General features: G+C 72.0%; 11 protein-coding genes. 5 read left to right on the top strand and 6 right to left on the bottom strand.

The annotated features are described in order from the left end of the window. Positions 1-77: 77 nt before the first annotated feature. A complete protein-coding gene (locus ACIGXX_RS39665) occupies positions 78-2,909 on the top strand; it encodes an AAA family ATPase (protein WP_366463475.1) in 2,832 nt (943 codons plus the stop codon). Between the two features lie 179 nt (positions 2,910-3,088). Then, the gene (locus tag ACIGXX_RS39660; protein WP_351171650.1) at positions 3,089-3,835 is read left to right on the top strand and encodes a BTAD domain-containing putative transcriptional regulator; all 747 of its coding nucleotides are present in this window, start codon (positions 3,089-3,091) and stop codon (positions 3,833-3,835) included. A gap of 341 nt (positions 3,836-4,176) precedes the next feature. Here the strand turns inward: ACIGXX_RS39660 and ACIGXX_RS39655 are convergent, their stop codons facing one another. The 6 genes from ACIGXX_RS39655 to ACIGXX_RS39630 form a co-directional block, all read right to left on the bottom strand. Beyond that, complete coding sequence (locus tag ACIGXX_RS39655; RefSeq protein ID WP_399983379.1) at positions 4,177-5,619, bottom strand: hypothetical protein; 1,443 nt, start codon at positions 5,617-5,619, stop codon at positions 4,177-4,179. Next, positions 5,606-6,667 carry a caspase domain-containing protein gene (locus ACIGXX_RS39650; RefSeq protein ID WP_399983376.1) on the bottom strand — a complete coding sequence of 354 codons (1,062 nt, stop codon included), beginning with the start codon at positions 6,665-6,667 and terminating at the stop codon, positions 5,606-5,608. Before ACIGXX_RS39650 ends, ACIGXX_RS39655 begins: the two co-directional genes overlap by 14 nt. A gap of 83 nt (positions 6,668-6,750) precedes the next feature. Further along, a complete protein-coding gene (locus tag ACIGXX_RS39645; RefSeq protein WP_399983373.1) occupies positions 6,751-8,259 on the bottom strand; it encodes a hypothetical protein in 1,509 nt (502 codons plus the stop codon). Between the two features lie 63 nt (positions 8,260-8,322). After that, a complete protein-coding gene (locus tag ACIGXX_RS39640; protein ID WP_361473075.1) occupies positions 8,323-9,153 on the bottom strand; it encodes a transporter substrate-binding domain-containing protein in 831 nt (276 codons plus the stop codon). A 103-nt stretch (positions 9,154-9,256) separates the two neighbouring features. After that, positions 9,257-10,825, bottom strand: a complete 1,569-nt coding sequence (locus tag ACIGXX_RS39635) for a M81 family metallopeptidase (RefSeq protein WP_399983369.1) — start codon at positions 10,823-10,825, stop codon at positions 9,257-9,259. After that, positions 10,822-12,039: an ROK family protein gene (locus ACIGXX_RS39630; RefSeq protein WP_399983366.1), complete on the bottom strand. Its 1,218-nt coding sequence runs from the start codon at positions 12,037-12,039 to the stop codon at positions 10,822-10,824. The genes ACIGXX_RS39635 and ACIGXX_RS39630 overlap by 4 nt, the downstream gene beginning before the upstream one ends. 169 nt (positions 12,040-12,208) lie before the next feature. Between ACIGXX_RS39630 and ACIGXX_RS39625 the strand changes: the two genes are divergently transcribed. From ACIGXX_RS39625 to ACIGXX_RS39615, 3 genes are read left to right on the top strand one after another with little or no spacing between them, the layout of a single operon-like run. Next, positions 12,209-14,080 (top strand): peptide ABC transporter substrate-binding protein, encoded by a 1,872-nt coding sequence (locus ACIGXX_RS39625; protein ID WP_399983362.1) that lies wholly within the window; start codon positions 12,209-12,211, stop codon positions 14,078-14,080. Then, positions 14,077-15,027: an ABC transporter permease gene (locus tag ACIGXX_RS39620; RefSeq protein WP_399983358.1), complete on the top strand. Its 951-nt coding sequence runs from the start codon at positions 14,077-14,079 to the stop codon at positions 15,025-15,027. The genes ACIGXX_RS39625 and ACIGXX_RS39620 overlap by 4 nt, the downstream gene beginning before the upstream one ends. Next, positions 15,024-15,938 (top strand): ABC transporter permease, encoded by a 915-nt coding sequence (locus ACIGXX_RS39615; RefSeq protein ID WP_351171676.1) that lies wholly within the window; start codon positions 15,024-15,026, stop codon positions 15,936-15,938. Before ACIGXX_RS39620 ends, ACIGXX_RS39615 begins: the two co-directional genes overlap by 4 nt. Positions 15,939-15,943 lie beyond the last annotated feature (5 nt).

Raw genomic sequence — 15,943 nt, 5'->3', positions numbered from 1 at the left:
TTCAGGGCCATGCGCCCGGCACGGGTCGCCGTCACAGTCCTGGCGCCCGTACCGGGTGCCGACATGTGGGGGCGGTGATGACGTCCGGCGACATCCTGAACGGCCATGCCCACGCACCGGCGCCCCATGAGGCGTTCTCCGGTCGTACGCACGAACTCGCGGCGCTCCAGGAGGAGTTCCGCCAGGCGTGCGACGGAGTGCCGCGCCTCGTGCTGATCGACGGGCCCGGCGGCATCGGCAAGACCGCACTGGTGCGCAGATTCCTCGACACGGCGGGCGACGCCTGTGTGCTCCAGGCCAGCGGGGACGAGAACGAGAGCGCGCTGCCCTGCGGGGTGCTCGCCCAGTTCGTCGGGCAGAGCCCGATCCCGCTGCCGGACTGCCTGGGCTCACTGGTGCGCACGCCCCGCTCGGCGCCCGGCACCCTGCCGCCGCTCGCGGCCGGCTTCGGGCTGCTCGACCTGCTGAGCGAGCTTCAGGACAAGGGCCCGGTCGTCCTGGTGCTCGACGACGCCCACTGGGCCGACTCCGCTTCCCTGAACGCGCTGACGTTCGCGCTGCGGCGGCTGCGCGTCGACAAGGTCCTCGCGATCGTGACGGCCCGCGACCCGCAGGCGCCCCAGCTGCCGGACGGCATCCGCCGACTGCTCGCCGACGTCCGCACCCGGCGCATCCCGCTGCACGGCCTCAGCCCGGACGAACTGGGCTCCCTGAGCGCGCAGATGGGCACCGACCGGCTGCCGCACTCGGCGTCCGTCCGCCTGCACGACCACACGCACGGCAATCCGCTGCACGCCCGCGCACTGCTCGACCAGGTGCCCGCGCACGTCCTGCGGGACGTCGCCACACCCCTGCCCGCGCCCCGTTCGTACGCCATGCTGGTGCTCGCCAACCTCGCGGAGTGCGGGCCCCAGGCGCTGCGCCTCGTCCAGGCGGTCAGCGTGCTCGGGCACTCCTGCCCGCTCGGCGTGGCCGCCTCGCTCGCCCGCGTCACCGCACCCCTGCCCGCGCTCGAACGCGCCGTCAAGGCAGGCCTGTTGAAGGAGACGCACCCGGGCGCCGCACCCGAGATCACCTTCCCGCATCCCCTCGTCCACGCCGCGGTCTACCAGGACATCGGCCCCGCCCACCGGGCCGATCTGCACACGCGCGCCGCGGCCCTGGTCGACGACGAGTACGCGAGCCTGCGCCACCGCGTGCTCGCCGCCACCGGCCCCGACGAGCATCTGGCCGCCGCCCTGGCCGCGTGCGCCCGGCGTGAGGCGGCCACCGGACAGTGGGCGGTCGCGGGCCAGCACCTGCGGCACGCGTCACGGGTGGCGACCACCGACCTGGAACGCGACCGGCTGGCCGTCGAGGCGGTCGAGGCGCTGCTGCTCGACGGCCGGGTGCACGAGTCGGCCGAGCTGGCGGCCGGACTTCCGGCCTGCGCCGATCCGGCGCTGCGCGGCTACGTACGCGGCTATGTGGCCCGCGTCCAAGGGCGCATGGAGCAGGCGCAGACGCTGCTCGTCGACGCCTGGAACCAGTGCGACCACGAGAGCGACCCCTCGCTGGCCGCGCGGGCGGCCGAGCAGCTGAGCTACGCCGCCGTGATGCGGGGGCGCTCCGCCGACGCCGCCCAGTGGGCGGAGCGCGCCCAGCGCCTCTCCACCCTCCAGGGGCCAAGCCGGATGCTGCGCTTCAACCACCTCCTGGCGCTGGGCCTCAGCGGCCACGCCAAGAAGGGCATCGAGCTGGCCGGCGACCTGCCCGATCCGCTCCTCGTGCCGCCAGCGAGCATCGACCTGCTGCTGGCCCGGGGCCAGTTGCGGCTGTGGTCGGACGATCTACTGGGCGCACGCGCCGACTTGCTCGGGGCCGTGGCCAACTGCCGCAGGGGCACGGTGCCGTTGCGGCTGCTCTCGGCCTCCGCGCTCGCGCAGACCCTGCACCGGCTCGGCGACTGGGACGAGGCCCTGATCCACGCCGAGGCGTCCGCGTCCATCGCCGACGACACCGAGCAGTCCTGGCTCAAGCCCGTCACGCACGCCATCGCCAGCTGGATCCTCTCGGCCCGCGGCGCCTGGGACCGCGCGTCGGTCCATCTGCGGCTCGCCCTGGACGCGCCGGGCTGCGACGAGAGCGCGCTGGCCTACGCGTACGCGGCCTCCGCCCACGGGGCCTTCGCCGAGGCGCGCGCGGAGCCGGAGCGGGTCGTCGATGCGCTGCGCCCGCTGCTCGACTTCGCCTCGCACGACGGCGTGAACGAACCGGGCGTGGTCTCCTGGCGCGAACTCCTGGTCGACGCGCTCGTCCAGCTCGGTGAGTTCGACGAGGCGGAAGCGGTGCTCGTGCCCTACGAGGAGCGGGCGTCGGCGCGCGGCCAGCACTCGGCGCTCTCCGCCGCGGCCCGGGTGCGCGGCAATCTGCACGCCGCGCGGCGGGAGACCGACCGCGCCCAGGCCTCGTTCCTGCGCGCGCACGACCAGGCGGCGCAGATCCCCTCGCCCTTCGGCCGGGCCCGCGTCGAGCTCGACCACGGGGCGTTCCTGCGCAGGATCGGGCGCCGTTCGGTCGCCGTGACCCAGCTCCAGGCCGCGTACACGACGATGAGCGAACTGGGCGCCGCGCCCTACCTGGCCCGGTGCGAACGGGAGCTGGACGCCTGCGGGCGTGCGGCGCCCCCACGGCCCGCGCACGACCCGGCGGACGTCGACTCCGCCGCCGAGGGGCTCACCCCGCAGGAGCTGGCCGTCGCGCGCCTTGCCTCGCAGGGCTTCACCAACCGGCAGATCGCCACCGCGCTCGCGCTGAGCGTCAAGACCATCGAGTACCACCTGGGACACACCTATACGAAGCTCGGCATCTCCTCGCGGATCGGGCTCGTGCACCACTTCGCCCCCCAGGAGCGGCGCACCTCCTCATAGTCCGTCCTCCTGGTCCGTCCTCCTGGTCCGTCCTCCTGGTCCGTTGTCCTAGCCCGTCCCCTGGCCAAGACCCTGAGACACCGGGGTTATCCCTGGGCGGTTCCCTGAGGCACCCCTGCCCTGCCCGGCGTAGGTTCTTGGCTGGTCAGGGCACGGAATGCACAACTGGGGGTGCACACATGGCTGTCACGGAATGTCCGGCGGTATGCGGCGACGCGCCACCGGCCCTGCGTCTGCGGCTGCTGGGGGGATTTCACCTCAGCCGCGGCGAGGGCGACGGCGGCGAGCAGGTCGACGTGTCCGCCAGCGGGCAGCAGCTGCTCGCCCTGCTCGGGCTCCGGGGCCCCCTGACCCGTTCGGTGCTCGCCGGGACACTGTGGCCCGACGTCACCGAGGAGCGTGCGCGCGCCTGCCTCCGTACCGCCATCTGGCGCCTGAACGCGGCCGGTTCGGCCGTCGCCGACCCCCGGCCGGGGGTGCTCGCGCTCAGCCGGCGCGTCCGGATGGACATCGAGGACTTCACCGCCACGGCACACCACATACTCGCGGCCTCGGCAGAGGGGACCGGGGCCGCGTGCGCCTCGCTGATGGGCATGGGGGAACTGCTGCCCGGCTGGCACCAGGACTGGGTGGTGTTCGAGCGCGAGCGGCTGCACCAGCTGCGGCTGCACGCGCTGGAGGCCCTGTCCGCGCGCCTGGTCGTGCGGGAGCAGTACGCCCCCGCCCTGGAGGCCGCCCTTGAGTGCACCCGCATCGATCCGCTGCGCGAGAGCGCGCACCGGGCGGTCGTGACGGTGCACCTCGCCGAGAACAACCTCGCGGAGGCGGTACGCCACTTCAAGGCGTTCCGCGGGCTGCTCCGCACGGAGCTCGGCATCGAACCCTCGGAGCAGTTCCGCACGATGGTGCGCCACGCGCTGACCTGACGGACACGACGGGGAGACGGGGCAGCCATGGGGAGCGGAACCGCAGCGCGGGTTCCACGAGAACGGGTGACGCGCCACCACGTCACCGCCGGCCTGGCTGTCCGTGCACGCTCGGGGGTGCACGGGCCGCAGGTCGCCCCACCCACCCCTGCCGGCCGTGTTGGGGGACGCGGCCGGCAGGCCACCGACGCTCCGCCACGCACGGACACGGGGGTGCCGTGCGTGGCGACGGAGCCGTCGGGAGCCGCGGCGGCCGGAGGCAGTGCCTCCCGGCCGTCGCGGCCTCACTCCCCTTGCGGGCCGCCCGGCTCCCTCTTCCTCTCCGTGCCGCTGTGCGGGCCTCATTCGCCTTGCGGCTTCCGTTGCGGGCCCTGCCGGTCTTGCGGGCCCCGCGGGTCTGCTTCCGTGCGCCTGAGCTCCTCGATGGCCTTGTCGACGGCCTTGTGCGGCATGCCGGTCCTGCGGGAGAGGTCCTTCGGCGCCATGCTGCTCAGCACGTCGCCCACGCTCCTGTCCTCGACGCTCGCGACTTCCCGCACATAGCGCTGGACCCGGCCCACCGGATCGGCGGCCCGCGATCGCCTGGCCCGGCCGGCGTCCCCCCGCGCCGGCGGGACGAGTCCGCCGCGCGCCGCGACGGCCTGCCGGGGTTCCTGCTCCAGCCAGGTCGTCCAGACCCCGCGCCCCACCAGGTGTTCCGCCACGTTCTCGGCCACCGAACCGTCCTGGAGGACCCCCGGGTCCGCCGCGTCGGCCCGCACCAGCAGCCGGCAGGAGGCGGCGAGCATGGGCGGTGTCGCGACCGTCGGCACCGGCTCGTCGAGCAGGGTGCACAGCGCGGCGATGTCCGGCTGGACGGGGGCGTAGTGGACCAGGCGCTCCAGGAGGCTGCCGATCCGCCCCAGGTCGGGGGTCGGGTGCAGCAGCAGCGCGTGGGCCCCGACGATGCCGAGGAAGGGGTTGACGCTCTCCGCGTCCAGCAGGCCGAGCAGTTGCCGCGTCGACACCAGGTCGATCCCCTGCCGCAGCCCCGAGAGCGCGGCCTCCAGGGCCAGGTCCAGGGTGCGGTCCGCCGGCTGCCAGCCGATGCCCCGGGGCACCATCTGGATCGAGGCGAACTGCGGCTGCGGCCCCTGCGGTCCGTTGCTCACGAACACCAGGGTCGTCCACCCGTCGAGCACGTGCAGCGCCTGCGCCAGGGACAGCCCGTCGGCGGGACGCCTGCGCGGCCTCAACCGGTAGCCGCCGGGCGGCAGTTCACCGCTCCAGGCCGACCACTCCTGTCCACCGGCCGGCTCCCAGCCCCCGGCGCCGCCGTCCACGGGCCTGCCGCGCTCGTCGGCGATCTCCAGGGCGAAGGGGTCCAGTTGCCAGCCCCGGCGCAGATTGCGGACCAGGACCATCAGCGTCGGCGTGCCCCCGCCGTGCGTCGCCTCGGTGCTCCAGCGCATGGCCGCCGCACGGTGGTCCTCGCGGGTCGTGGGGGTGCCTTCGACCGGGGTGGGCGTGGGCATGGCGGGCAGCGCGAGCCGCTCGGCGAACGCCTCCGTGCCGACCTCGACGAACCGGCTCTCCACCGCGCCGCCGAAGCGCTGCTCGATGCGGTAGATGCCCGGCGGCAGCGTGGTGTCGATGGTGCCCATCGCGTGCGCCACCTCGCGGAACGCTGAGTCCGTGACGGTGACCAGGACCGACGGCGTGTCCGGTATGACGACGAACGGCACCCGGTCCACCGCGTCCTGCCGTGCGCGCCCGCGCCCCTCAGGGGTTTCAGAGCTGGACACCGTTGCCACCTCCTGTCATGACCTCGAAGAATCCGCCGTGGCGGAAGTCCGCCGCGCTCACGCTCTCCGGCGTGGCGCGGTACAGACCGGGCGTGAGCTTCTCGACGCTCTCCGCCGAGTCGACGTGCAGTCTCACGGGCGCCTGGCCGGGGTCGCCGCCGCGCAGCTGCACCCAGCCGCGGAAGCCGTCCGGGAAGCGCAGTGTGACGGGGTACGTCTGCGGCGCGAGCTCACCCGCGAAGATCATCGGGGCGCTGCCCTTGATGAACCGGGGCTGCTGCGGGACCAGCATGGTCCGGGTGCGGTCCTCCACATGCCGTACGACGTAGTCGCTGAGGCTGTCGGAGGTGATCGCCCCGTTGCGAGTGGCGCCGCCGCGCAGTCCGTCCAGGAGCGCGGTGGTGAAGTGCCCGCGCGCGCGGTCGGGGTCGGCGTGCTGCTCTTCGTAGGCGGGGTCACCGAGCGAGGTGGCGAACCCGACGAAGCAGTCGACCGCCTCGGGATCCTCGGTGGTTCCGGTGAAGGGCGGCCCGAAGGGCGGCGATCCGCGGTAGCCGGTGCGGCAGCAGTCGGCGAAGCAGACGACCTCGCGGAACTTCGCGGCCGACTCGTACCAGTCCAGGTAGGAGCGTACGGCGACGTGGTTGCCGAGCAGGTCGATCGCGGCGTTGGCCATCAGCAGCCCGGCGCTGTTGTCGGAGAGACCGATGCCGTGCCCCGCGAGGAAGATGTACAGGCGGGTCCGCCGCCACGCGGCCAGCTGTTCCTCGCCGGGCAGGGCGTCGATCGCCCGCGTGACCGCGAGGTGCAGTTCGTAGAGCGCCCGGTTGACGATCTCTCTGGTCGGTACGGCGCTCATGAAGTCCGCGGTGAGCTCTTCCTCCTCGGAGGCGGTGACCAGGACGACGTTGTCCTTCGGCACGTCGCCTCCGTCGGGGTCGACGAGCCAGTCGCGGAACCGGACCGCATCACCCCGCGCCCCCTGCAGGTCACCGATGGCCGGGTAGCGGTTGATGCCGACGACCACGGCGTAGTGCAGGTCGTTCATCGGACTCCCCCTTGTTCGTCCACGCGCCGTTCCTCGTGGCGTGCCTCTCCTCGTGGCGTGCCTCGCGCCGTTCCTCGCGCCGTTCAGTCGGCGAGCATGGCGGCCACGCTCTCGAGGACCTGCGGGTCGTCGTCGAACGCGGCGTGGCTGCGCGCCCCTGCGCGCAGGCCCGTGCCGCTGTCCCCGGGCGACCAGACCGTGCGCGCGGGGTCCGCCCGCAGGAAGGTGCGCAGATCGTCCGAGTCGGGCCCCCCGGCGGCGTCCAGATACCAGTGCTGCATGCCCGCGATCGGCGTCACGACCGACTGCTGCGACGGCCCGCGCTCCAGGAGACCGGAGATGAAGTAGAGCAGCGACCTCGGATACAGGAACGGCACGAGGTGGTCGGCCCGCTCCGCCGGGTCGGTCATGGTGAACATCCGGAACCGGTCGAAGAGTTCGGCCTGGCGGCGGACCACGGGCGCCAGCTGCCCCACGGTGCAGGCGGGTGCGAGGAGCACCACGTCCCGCAGCCGGAAGTCGGCGGGCAGCGGATCGTCCTCCGCGGCGCGCCTGCGCACCAGGTCGTCGAGCAGGTTGCCGATGAACACCGCGCCCGCGCTGTGGCCGACGACGGTCACCTGCGGGCGGGTGCCGGTGGCGAGCAGCTCGGCGAAGCGGTCCAGGAAGTACCGTCCGGCGCGGACCTCGTCGTCGGCGGCGGCGAACGTGTCGGCGGTCTGCCGCTTCATGGCGTCCCAGATCGCGGCGCCCACATTGGCGAGGTAGAACTCGCGCAGGATCTCCTCGACGACCGTCGGATACAGCCCGTGGTCGGTGCGCTGCCGGAAGCGGCCGACGACGGCGGCCACCACCCGCACGGTCTTGCGCACGACCAACGCGGTGCTGACCAGGGCGCGTTCCCCCGTGCCCGCCCTGGCCGCGAGGTCGGCGACCACCTCCGGTGACATCAGTGTGGCCGCCGCGGCACGCCCCCCGATGACGTCTCGCGCCGCGACGGCCGGCTCTGTGGTCTGCGGCTGGCCCGCAGGCAGCACCGAGTTCACGATCTCCCGGGTGCGCTCGGCCAGTTCGACGTCCGCCGAGAGCTCGGCGGCGATCTGCTTCTGCTCCGCATCGCTCAGCGGCGGCACCTCCGGCGGCGCGGCCAGCCGGGCGTACGGTTCCTGTCCCGCCCGCACTTGGGCGAGTTCGGCGGCCACAGCCCTCGGGGTGGGAGTGGCCACCACCCCGAGGGCGCGCTGCCCCGGCTGCCGGAACACGGTGCCGGTGGCATAACGGGTGACCCTGTTGAGCAGCGTACGGAAGACGCTCTCGTTCAGGATCTGCGGCAGGTTGCCCCGCAGGGTCTCGAGCAGCCCGCTGCTCCACACGAAGAAGACGGGAGAGGCGCCCGCCGCCTCGTACACGGGCGCGAGCCGCTCGGCGGTGGCGAACCCCAGCGTGTCGTCGATGAGCCCACCGTGGAAGTGCAGCACGACGCGCGGCCGGTCCTTGAGCCCGGCCACGAGCTCGTCGATGTCGGCGGTGGTGGTCGAGGAGAGCCGACCGCCCTGCCGGCTGTGGATGCACCGATCACGGAAGGAAGCCATGCCAGGAAGGTAGGACGGCCCCGCCGCCCCGACATCGGGGACCACCTCAGGGATAACCCCTGTCTAGGAACCCGAGGGGGCGCCCATCCACTCGGCCTCGTACCGGGCGTACGTCCCGTCGTGCGTCGCCAGGTGCGTGAACTGGTCGACGTACTCCTTGAACTGCTCGTCCCCGCGCGGCAGCGCGTAGGCCTTCTCGGAGAAGGTGAAGGGCTTGTCGGGGTGCAGGGAGCACAGCTCGGGGTGGATCTTGGCCTGGTAGCGGGTCTCGCTGGCGTCCGTCATCATCACGTCCGCGCGGCCCTCGATGATCTCCTGGAAGATCGTGGTGTTCTCGGGGTGCTGCTTGATCGTGGCCTGCTTGATGTTGGCGCGCGCGAACTGCTCGTTCGTGCCGCCGGGGTTGACGATGACGGTGGTGCCCGGCTTGTCGATGTCCTTGAGCGTGCCCTCGCCGAACCTCTCCTTGTCGGCGCAGCGCACGATCGGCGTCTTGCCGTCCTCGCGGGTCGGCTCGCTGAAGTAGACCTGGCGGGCGCGCGGCAGGGTGATGGAGACGCCGCCGACCGCGATGTCGCAGCGGCCCGCCGCCACGTCCTTGGTGAGGTCGGCCCACGTCGTGGCGACGTACTTGGGCTTGGCGTCCAGGCTCTTCGCCAGGTCCTGGGCCATCTTGATGTCCACGCCGCTGTACGTCTTGTCGGCGGGGTCCAGGTGCGTGAACGGGCGGTAGTCGCCCGTCGTGCACACCTTCAGGACGCCCGACTTGGGCACGGAGTCCAGGAGACTGCCGTGGTGACCGCCCTTGCCGCGTCCGGTGTCGGGCGACGCGGGCGCGGCGGCGGTGACGGCGAGCAGGCAGACCAGGGCGGACAGCGTGGCGGCGCGCTTCATGGGGCGGCTCCTCTGCGGGGGGGATCACGGGTGGGGCGCGGGGATCACCCTGGCAGACCGGTTCCCGCAGGTGAAGACCCTTCTCACCTGGCGAGCGCGCCCATCACCCGGCGAGGGTGCCCAGCTGGGTGGCCGTCAGAACGGGGCCGTCCCCGGTGTCGTACGCGTCCTCGTCGAACGGGTACAGCGGGCGCTCCACCCGGTGGTGCCCGAGCCGCAGCAGGTCCTGGTCGACGCCGCCGGGGGTGAGCGCGAGCAGCCAGTCGGCGGCCATGTCGTAGAGTTCCGGCTCCAGATAGCCGATCTTGACGACGACCAGGTCGAAGGTGCGCGGGTCGATGCCCAGGCCGCCGTCCGCCGGGCCCAGGAAGTCCGCCAGGGTGTGGAAGGGCTTGCGGCGCTCGACCAGGATCACCGTCACGCCGCCGCTGCGCACCGCGGCCATGTCCACGCCCCGGTCGTACGCGCCGCCCTCCGCGCGGTCCTGCTGCTCGGCCGCGCGCTGCAACGCCACGACCGTGCCGGTGAGTTCGTACGGGCCACCGTGGTTCGCGTCGACCTTGCCGCCGACGCTCAGGGTGACCTCGGCGCCCACTCCGGCCTCGAAGCAGCGGGCGACGGCGGCCGGGTCGGTGATGCCGGGGTGGACGGCGGTGACCTCCCCGGACCGGATGGCTTCGTTCTCCAGGAGCTTGCCCAGCATGTACGCAAGGTCACCGGCGCCGCCCGCCGTGGGGTTGTCGCCGGAGTCGCTGATCAGGAAGGGCCGCTTGTCCGAGGCGACCGCCTTCTCGATGCACTCCTGGGCGCCGCCGGTGGGCCCGACGAAGACGAAGTCGCGCCGCGCGTCCCAGTAGCGGCGTGCCAGCTTCTCGGCCTCGGCGGCGGCCAGTTCGGCGTCGTCGCCGGTGACGACGATCGCGGCCTTGCAGCGCGGCTCGTCGGCCCAGGCGTAGCCGACCCACAGCGCGGCGTCCAGGATGCCGGGCAGCTGCTCGATGTCGGCGAGCGAGGCGTAGAGGGACCTGGCGGGCTCCAGGCGGGTGCTGGTCTTCTCGCCGGGCAGCAGCACCGGCACCTGCACCCAGGCGCGGTGCGGCCTGCTTCCCTCGCGCAGGCAGCGCACGAGATTGCGCGCTGCGCGCTCGCGGGTCTCCCAGGCGTCCTCGTGCGGGGCCAGGCGGTGGGCGGTGAGCAGGTCGATGGGCTCGGCGAACCGGCGCGAGACGTTGCCGTGCAGATCCATGGCGGTCGAGATCATCGGGCGCCCGCCGTCGGGGGCGCCGACGGCGTCGAGGGCGGCCCGGACCGCTTCCGTCAGATCGGCCTCGGCGTCGGTCAGGCCGATGACGCTCATCGCGCCGTGGATGTCGTAGACCAGGCCGTCCAGCGGGCCCGCTTCCCGTATGCGCGTGACCAGTTCGTCCTTGAGGGTCAGATACGACTCCGCTTCCACCGGGCCGCCGGGCAGCGAGGTCGCATGCAGGAGCGGCACCCACTCGACGGTGTGGGCCAGGTCGGACTCCGGCCGGGTCCAGGTGTAGCGGTCCAGGAGGTCCTGGCCTCGGGTCTGGCGGAAGTCGTCGGTGGTGGAGCGGTGCGGGCAGAAGGTGGAGGACTCGATGCCGATGCCGCCGATGCCGATGCGGAGGCGACGCTGGTTCGTGGTCATGCGGGGGCGCTCTCTTCCTGGGGAGCCGGTGGGGTCGGGAGGTTCTGCCGCAGGGCGGTGAGTCCGGCGCCCAGGAGGCCCGCGTCACGCCCCGTGACGGTGGTGGTGATCTCCAGGTCCGCGGTGGCCAGCGGCAGGCAGCGCTCGTAGAGGACGCCGCGTACGGCGGCGACGAGCGGCTCGGCGGTGGCGAGGACCCCGCCGAGGGCGACGGCCTGGGGGTTGAAGAAGTTCACGACGACGGACAGGACGGTGCCGATGTGCCGTCCGGCGGTGCGCACGAGGGTGGTGGCCTGCGGGTCGCCGTCGGCGACCAGCCGAAGCAATTCGGTGGTGTCCGCCACCTCGACGCCCTGGACGGCCAGTTCGCGGATGAGGGCGGCGCCGCTGGCCACGGTCTCCAGGCAGCCGATGTTGCCGCAGCTGCACGGGCGGTCGCCCGCCGCCTCGATGCGTACGTGACTGATGTCGCCGGCCGAGCCGTTCGCGCCGTCGTGCGGGCGGCCCGCCACGATGACGCCGCTGCCGATGCCGCGGCCCGCCTTGACGACCACCATGTGGTCCAGGCCGGGGCGTGCGGTGCGGTGTTCGCCGACGGCCATCATCGTGGCGTCGTTGTCGACGGTGACGGGGATGGAGAGGCGTTCGGCCAGGACGTCGCGCAGCGGGTAGCGGTGCCAGCCGGGCATGCGCGAGGGGCTCAGGACGCGGCCTTCGGCGGGCTGTACGGGGCCGGGGAAGGCGACGCCCAGGGCGCGCACGGTGCGGCCTGCCTCGCGCTGGCGGGCGCCGAGTTCGGCGACCTGGCCGCAGAGCCAGTCGACGGCGGACTCCGGCCCGGCGGTGATGTCGTGCGGCAGGTCGACGGCGTCCAGGACCGTGCCGCCGAGGTCGACGACGCCGATGCGCGCGTGGTGGCTGCCGAGGTCGGCGGCGAGGGCGACGCCGCCTTGCGCGTGGACGCGCAGCAGCCGGGGGCGGCGGCCCCCGCGGGACGCCCCCTCGCCGGATTCGCTGAGCACCCCGGCGCTGACCAGCTCCTGCACGCGCAGCGACACGGTGGAGGGGGCGAGCCCCAACTCGCGTACGAGATCGGCCCGGGAGGAGGCGGCGCCCGAGGAGACCAGCTGCAGGATGTGCTGCGCCGAACCCGGTTCGCCGTGCGGTGTACCGGCCATGCCGCCCCCAGTTGCTTCGATCAGTTCGTTCGACATCGGGACGAACACTAAGACCCTTCAAAGCAAGTTGGCCAGACCCTCCCGATTTTGAGACTTCTTGCCGAACGAAGCCCTTGACTTGATTTTGTCGCCGGTCCTAGCGTTCAGGCGCCGCCCGTCGATCTCCGGCACGGTCCGGCTCTCGCATCCTTGGAGGCCCTTCGCCATGCGCTCAAGGCGATCACGTCACCGCGCGCGGCGCCGCGCTCTCATAGCCGCCGCGGCATCCGTCGCCGCGCTCGCCCTCACGGCCGTGACCGGCTGCACCCAGGAGGGCGGCCGCGTCGACATGGGCCCCACCGGCGGCACTCCCGTCGAGGGCGGCACCGCCACGATGGCCCTGCCGCCCGCCGCCACACCGAACTGGATCTTCCCGATCGGCGCCCCCGGCTACGGCGCCTCGTACAACTACGGCATCCAGTCCCTGCTCTTCATGCCGGTGTACGACGCCGTGCAGGAGAAGGGCGAGCTGACCACGCACGGTCCGAGCACCCTCGGCCGGGAGCCGAAGTTCAGCGACGGCAACAAGACCGTGACGGTGCCGCTGCGCGAGGGCGTCACGTGGTCCGACGGGAAGCCGGTCACCGCACGCGACATCGAGTTCTGGTTCAACCTCGTCAAGGCCAACAAGGCGAGCTGGGGCAACTACTCGGTCGGCACGATGCCCGACAACGTCAAGCGCTTCGAGACGGTCGACGACCACACCGTGCGCCTGCACCTGAGCCGCGCCTACAACCCCGACTGGTTCACCGCCAACCAGCTCACCCTGATGCGGGCCCTGCCCCAGCACGCCTGGGACGCCAAGACCGACGGCGGCGAGATCGGCGACTGGGACCGCGCCAAGGCGGGCGCCAAGACCGTCTTCGCGCGGCTCACGCGGCACGCCAAGAGCCTGGGTTCGTACGGCTCCGACCCGCTGTGGAAGACGGTCAACGGCCCGTGGAAGCTGGCGGGCTGGCGCGACAGCGGCCAGGTCACCATCGTCCCGAACGAGAAGTACACCGGCCCCGCCTCCCAGCGCCCGCACCTGGACAAGGTCGTCTTCAAGCCCTTCACCACCGCCGACTCCGAGTACAACGTGCTGCGGTCGGGAGGCGTCGACTACGGCTACATCCCGCCGTCGGTGATGGCGCAGAAGGAGAAGTTCCAGGAGAAGGGCTACCGCGTCGATCCGTGGGAGGGCTGGGCGGCGACGTACATCGTCTACAACTTCAACTCCACGCACGCGGGCCCGATGATGGACCAGCTCTACATCCGCCGGGCGATGCAGCACCTCGTCGACCAGAAGGCGATGAGCGACGTCATCTGGCAGGGCAGCGCGACCCCGACGCTCGGCCCGGTGCCGGTGACGCCCAAGAGCCAGTACTTGTCCGGGGCGATGGAGAAGAACCAGTACCCCTTCGACGTGCACAAGGCCAAGCGGCTCCTGGCCGAGCACGGCTGGAAGACCGTGGACGGCACCGCCCGCTGCGTACGCCCCGGGACGGGCCCCGACGCGTGCGGCAAGGGCATCGCGAGGAACACCCCGCTCGAACTGACCCTGCTCTCCCAGTCCGGCTCCACCGAGACGACGAACATGATGCAGGAGCTCAAGTCCTCGCTCTCCCGGGCCGGGATCGACCTGACCGTGCGCCAGCAGCCGCTGAACTCGGTGCTCGGCAACTCCGTGCCCTGCAAGGCCAAGGACCCCGGCTGCGACTGGGACATGTCGTTCTTCGGGACGGCCGGCAGCTGGTACTACCCGCTCAACCCCAGCGGCGAGCAGCTCTTCTCCACCGGCGCCTCGGCCAACTTCGGCAACTACAGCGACAAGAAGGCCGACCGGATCATCCGCGCCGTGCAGTACTCGCCCGACATGAAGGCGATGCACGCCTACGGCGAGTACCTCGCCGAGCAGCTGCCGGTGATGTGGATGCCCAACCCCGCCTACCAGGTCTCCGTGATCCGCAACGACTTGCGGGGCATCGGCCAGAACCCGACCGTCACCTTCGCACCGCAGGACTGGTACTACGTCAAGAAGAAGGGAGCCGACAAGTGACCGGCTTTCTGGTCAAGCGCTTCCTTCAGGCGCTCGTCGTGCTGTTCCTGGTCTCGATCATCGTCTTCACGCTGCTCCACATGCTGCCCGGCGGCCCCGCACGCGCCATCCTCGGCCCCAAGGGCACCCCGCAGCAGATCGAGCACTTCAACCACCAGCAGGGATACGACCGTTCACTGCCCGCGCAGTACGTGATGTACCTGAAGCGTCTTTTCACCGGCGACCTGGGCGAGTCCTTCAAGCTCAACTCGCCGGTCTTCGACCTGCTCAAGCAGCGCCTGCCCAAGACCCTGCTCCTGACCGTCCTCTCCACCGCGCTCGCGGTGATCATCGCCGTCCCGCTCGGTCTGCTGCAGGCCGTGCGGCGCGGCAAGGCGTCGGACTACGCACTGACGGGGCTCGCTTTCCTGCTCTACGCGACGCCGGTCTTCTTCCTCGGCCTCATCATGATCATCGTGTTCGCGCAGGTGCTGCCGATCCTCCCGGCGGAGGCACCACAGGGCGAGAGCGTCGGTGAACTCCTGGGCGACTTCACGGGGCTGGTCCTGCCCGTGGTCACCATGGCCTTCGGCATCGTGGCCATGTTCAGCCGCTACATGCGCTCGGCGGTCCTGGACAACCTGACCGAGGAATACGTCCGTACGGCGATGGCCAAGGGCCAGTCGAGCCGCCGCATCATGGTCCGCCACGTCCTGCGCAACGCACTGATCCCGCTGGCCACCCTGCTGGGCCTGTATCTGCCCACGCTCTTCAGCGGCGCGCTCGTCGTCGAGTCGATGTTCAACTACCCCGGCATGGGGCTGCTGTTCTGGAACGCGGCGCAGGGCTCCGACTTCCCGGTGCTGCTCGGCGTGACGCTCGTCGTCGGCATCGCCACCGTCGTCGGCTCGCTGCTCACCGACATCCTCTACGCCGTCCTCGACCCCCGGATCCGGAGCGTGGCATGAGTACCGCAACCGCCCCAGTCAGCCCCGGTGCCGCTCCGGGCAACGAAGCGGCGGCCCGGGCCACGCCCTCGCTCGCCCGGCGCACCCTGCGGGTCTTCACCGGCAACAAGCTCGCCCTGACGGGGGTGGTGGTCCTGGTCCTGCTCCTGGCCTTCAGCTATCTGGGGCCGCTGCTCCACCCCACCGAGCAGGTGCACACCGACCTCAGCCAGGCCAACCTGGCGCCGGGCAGTCCCGGCCACCTCCTGGGCACCACCGACCTGGGCTACGACATGGTCGGGCGGCTGATGGTCGCCGGGCGGACGTCGCTGGAGATCGGCCTGGCGGCAGGTCTGCTGGCCACGCTCTTCGGGACCGTGTACGGCGCGGTCGCCGGCTACTTCGGCGGCTGGGTGGACGCGGCCATGATGCGGATCACGGACGCCGCGCTCGCGATCCCGGCGATGTTCCTGCTCGTCGTGGTCGCCGCGATCATCACGCCCAGCAAGGGCGTCCTGATCGTCATCATCGCCTCGGTCGCCTGGCTGTCCCCCGCCCGTCTGGTGCGCGGCGAGGCGCTCTCGCTGCGCGACCGCGAGTACGTCCAGGCGATGCGGATGATGGGCGGCGGCGGGGCGCGGGCCGTGTTCAAGCACATCGTGCCGAACGCGATCGGCACGGTCATCGTCAACTGCACCTTCCAGATCGCCGACGCCATCCTCTACGTCAGCTACCTGGCCTTCCTGGGCCTGAGCATTCCGCCGCCGTCGGCCGACTGGGGCTCGATGCTCTCGGCCGGCATCACCTACACCCAGAACGGCTACTGGTGGCTGATCTTCCCGCCGGGCATCGCGATCGTCCTGGTCGTCGCCGCGTTCAACTTCATCGGTGACGGGCTGCGGGACGCGTTCGAAGTACGGCTGCGGAAGTAAGGGAG

It is taken from the genome of Streptomyces sp. NPDC055243 (genome assembly GCF_044544025.1).
Lineage (GTDB): Bacteria > Actinomycetota > Actinomycetes > Streptomycetales > Streptomycetaceae > Streptomyces.
This window is presented reverse-complemented; position numbering and strand designations above follow the sequence as displayed.

Excerpts from the sequence above, each read along its gene's own strand:
- ACIGXX_RS39665 (WP_366463475.1), top strand. The coding sequence starts at position 78 with ATGACGTCCGGCGACATCCTGAACGGCCATGCCCACGCACCGGCGCCC.
- ACIGXX_RS39660 (WP_351171650.1), top strand. The coding sequence starts at position 3,089 with ATGGCTGTCACGGAATGTCCGGCGGTATGCGGCGACGCGCCACCGGCC.
- ACIGXX_RS39650 (WP_399983376.1), bottom strand. The coding sequence starts at position 6,667 with ATGAACGACCTGCACTACGCCGTGGTCGTCGGCATCAACCGCTACCCG.
- ACIGXX_RS39645 (WP_399983373.1), bottom strand. The coding sequence starts at position 8,259 with ATGGCTTCCTTCCGTGATCGGTGCATCCACAGCCGGCAGGGCGGTCGG.
- ACIGXX_RS39640 (WP_361473075.1), bottom strand. The coding sequence starts at position 9,153 with ATGAAGCGCGCCGCCACGCTGTCCGCCCTGGTCTGCCTGCTCGCCGTC.
- ACIGXX_RS39635 (WP_399983369.1), bottom strand. The coding sequence starts at position 10,825 with ATGACCACGAACCAGCGTCGCCTCCGCATCGGCATCGGCGGCATCGGC.
- ACIGXX_RS39630 (WP_399983366.1), bottom strand. The coding sequence starts at position 12,039 with ATGTCGAACGAACTGATCGAAGCAACTGGGGGCGGCATGGCCGGTACA.
- ACIGXX_RS39625 (WP_399983362.1), top strand. The coding sequence starts at position 12,209 with ATGCGCTCAAGGCGATCACGTCACCGCGCGCGGCGCCGCGCTCTCATA.
- ACIGXX_RS39615 (WP_351171676.1), top strand. The coding sequence starts at position 15,024 with ATGAGTACCGCAACCGCCCCAGTCAGCCCCGGTGCCGCTCCGGGCAAC.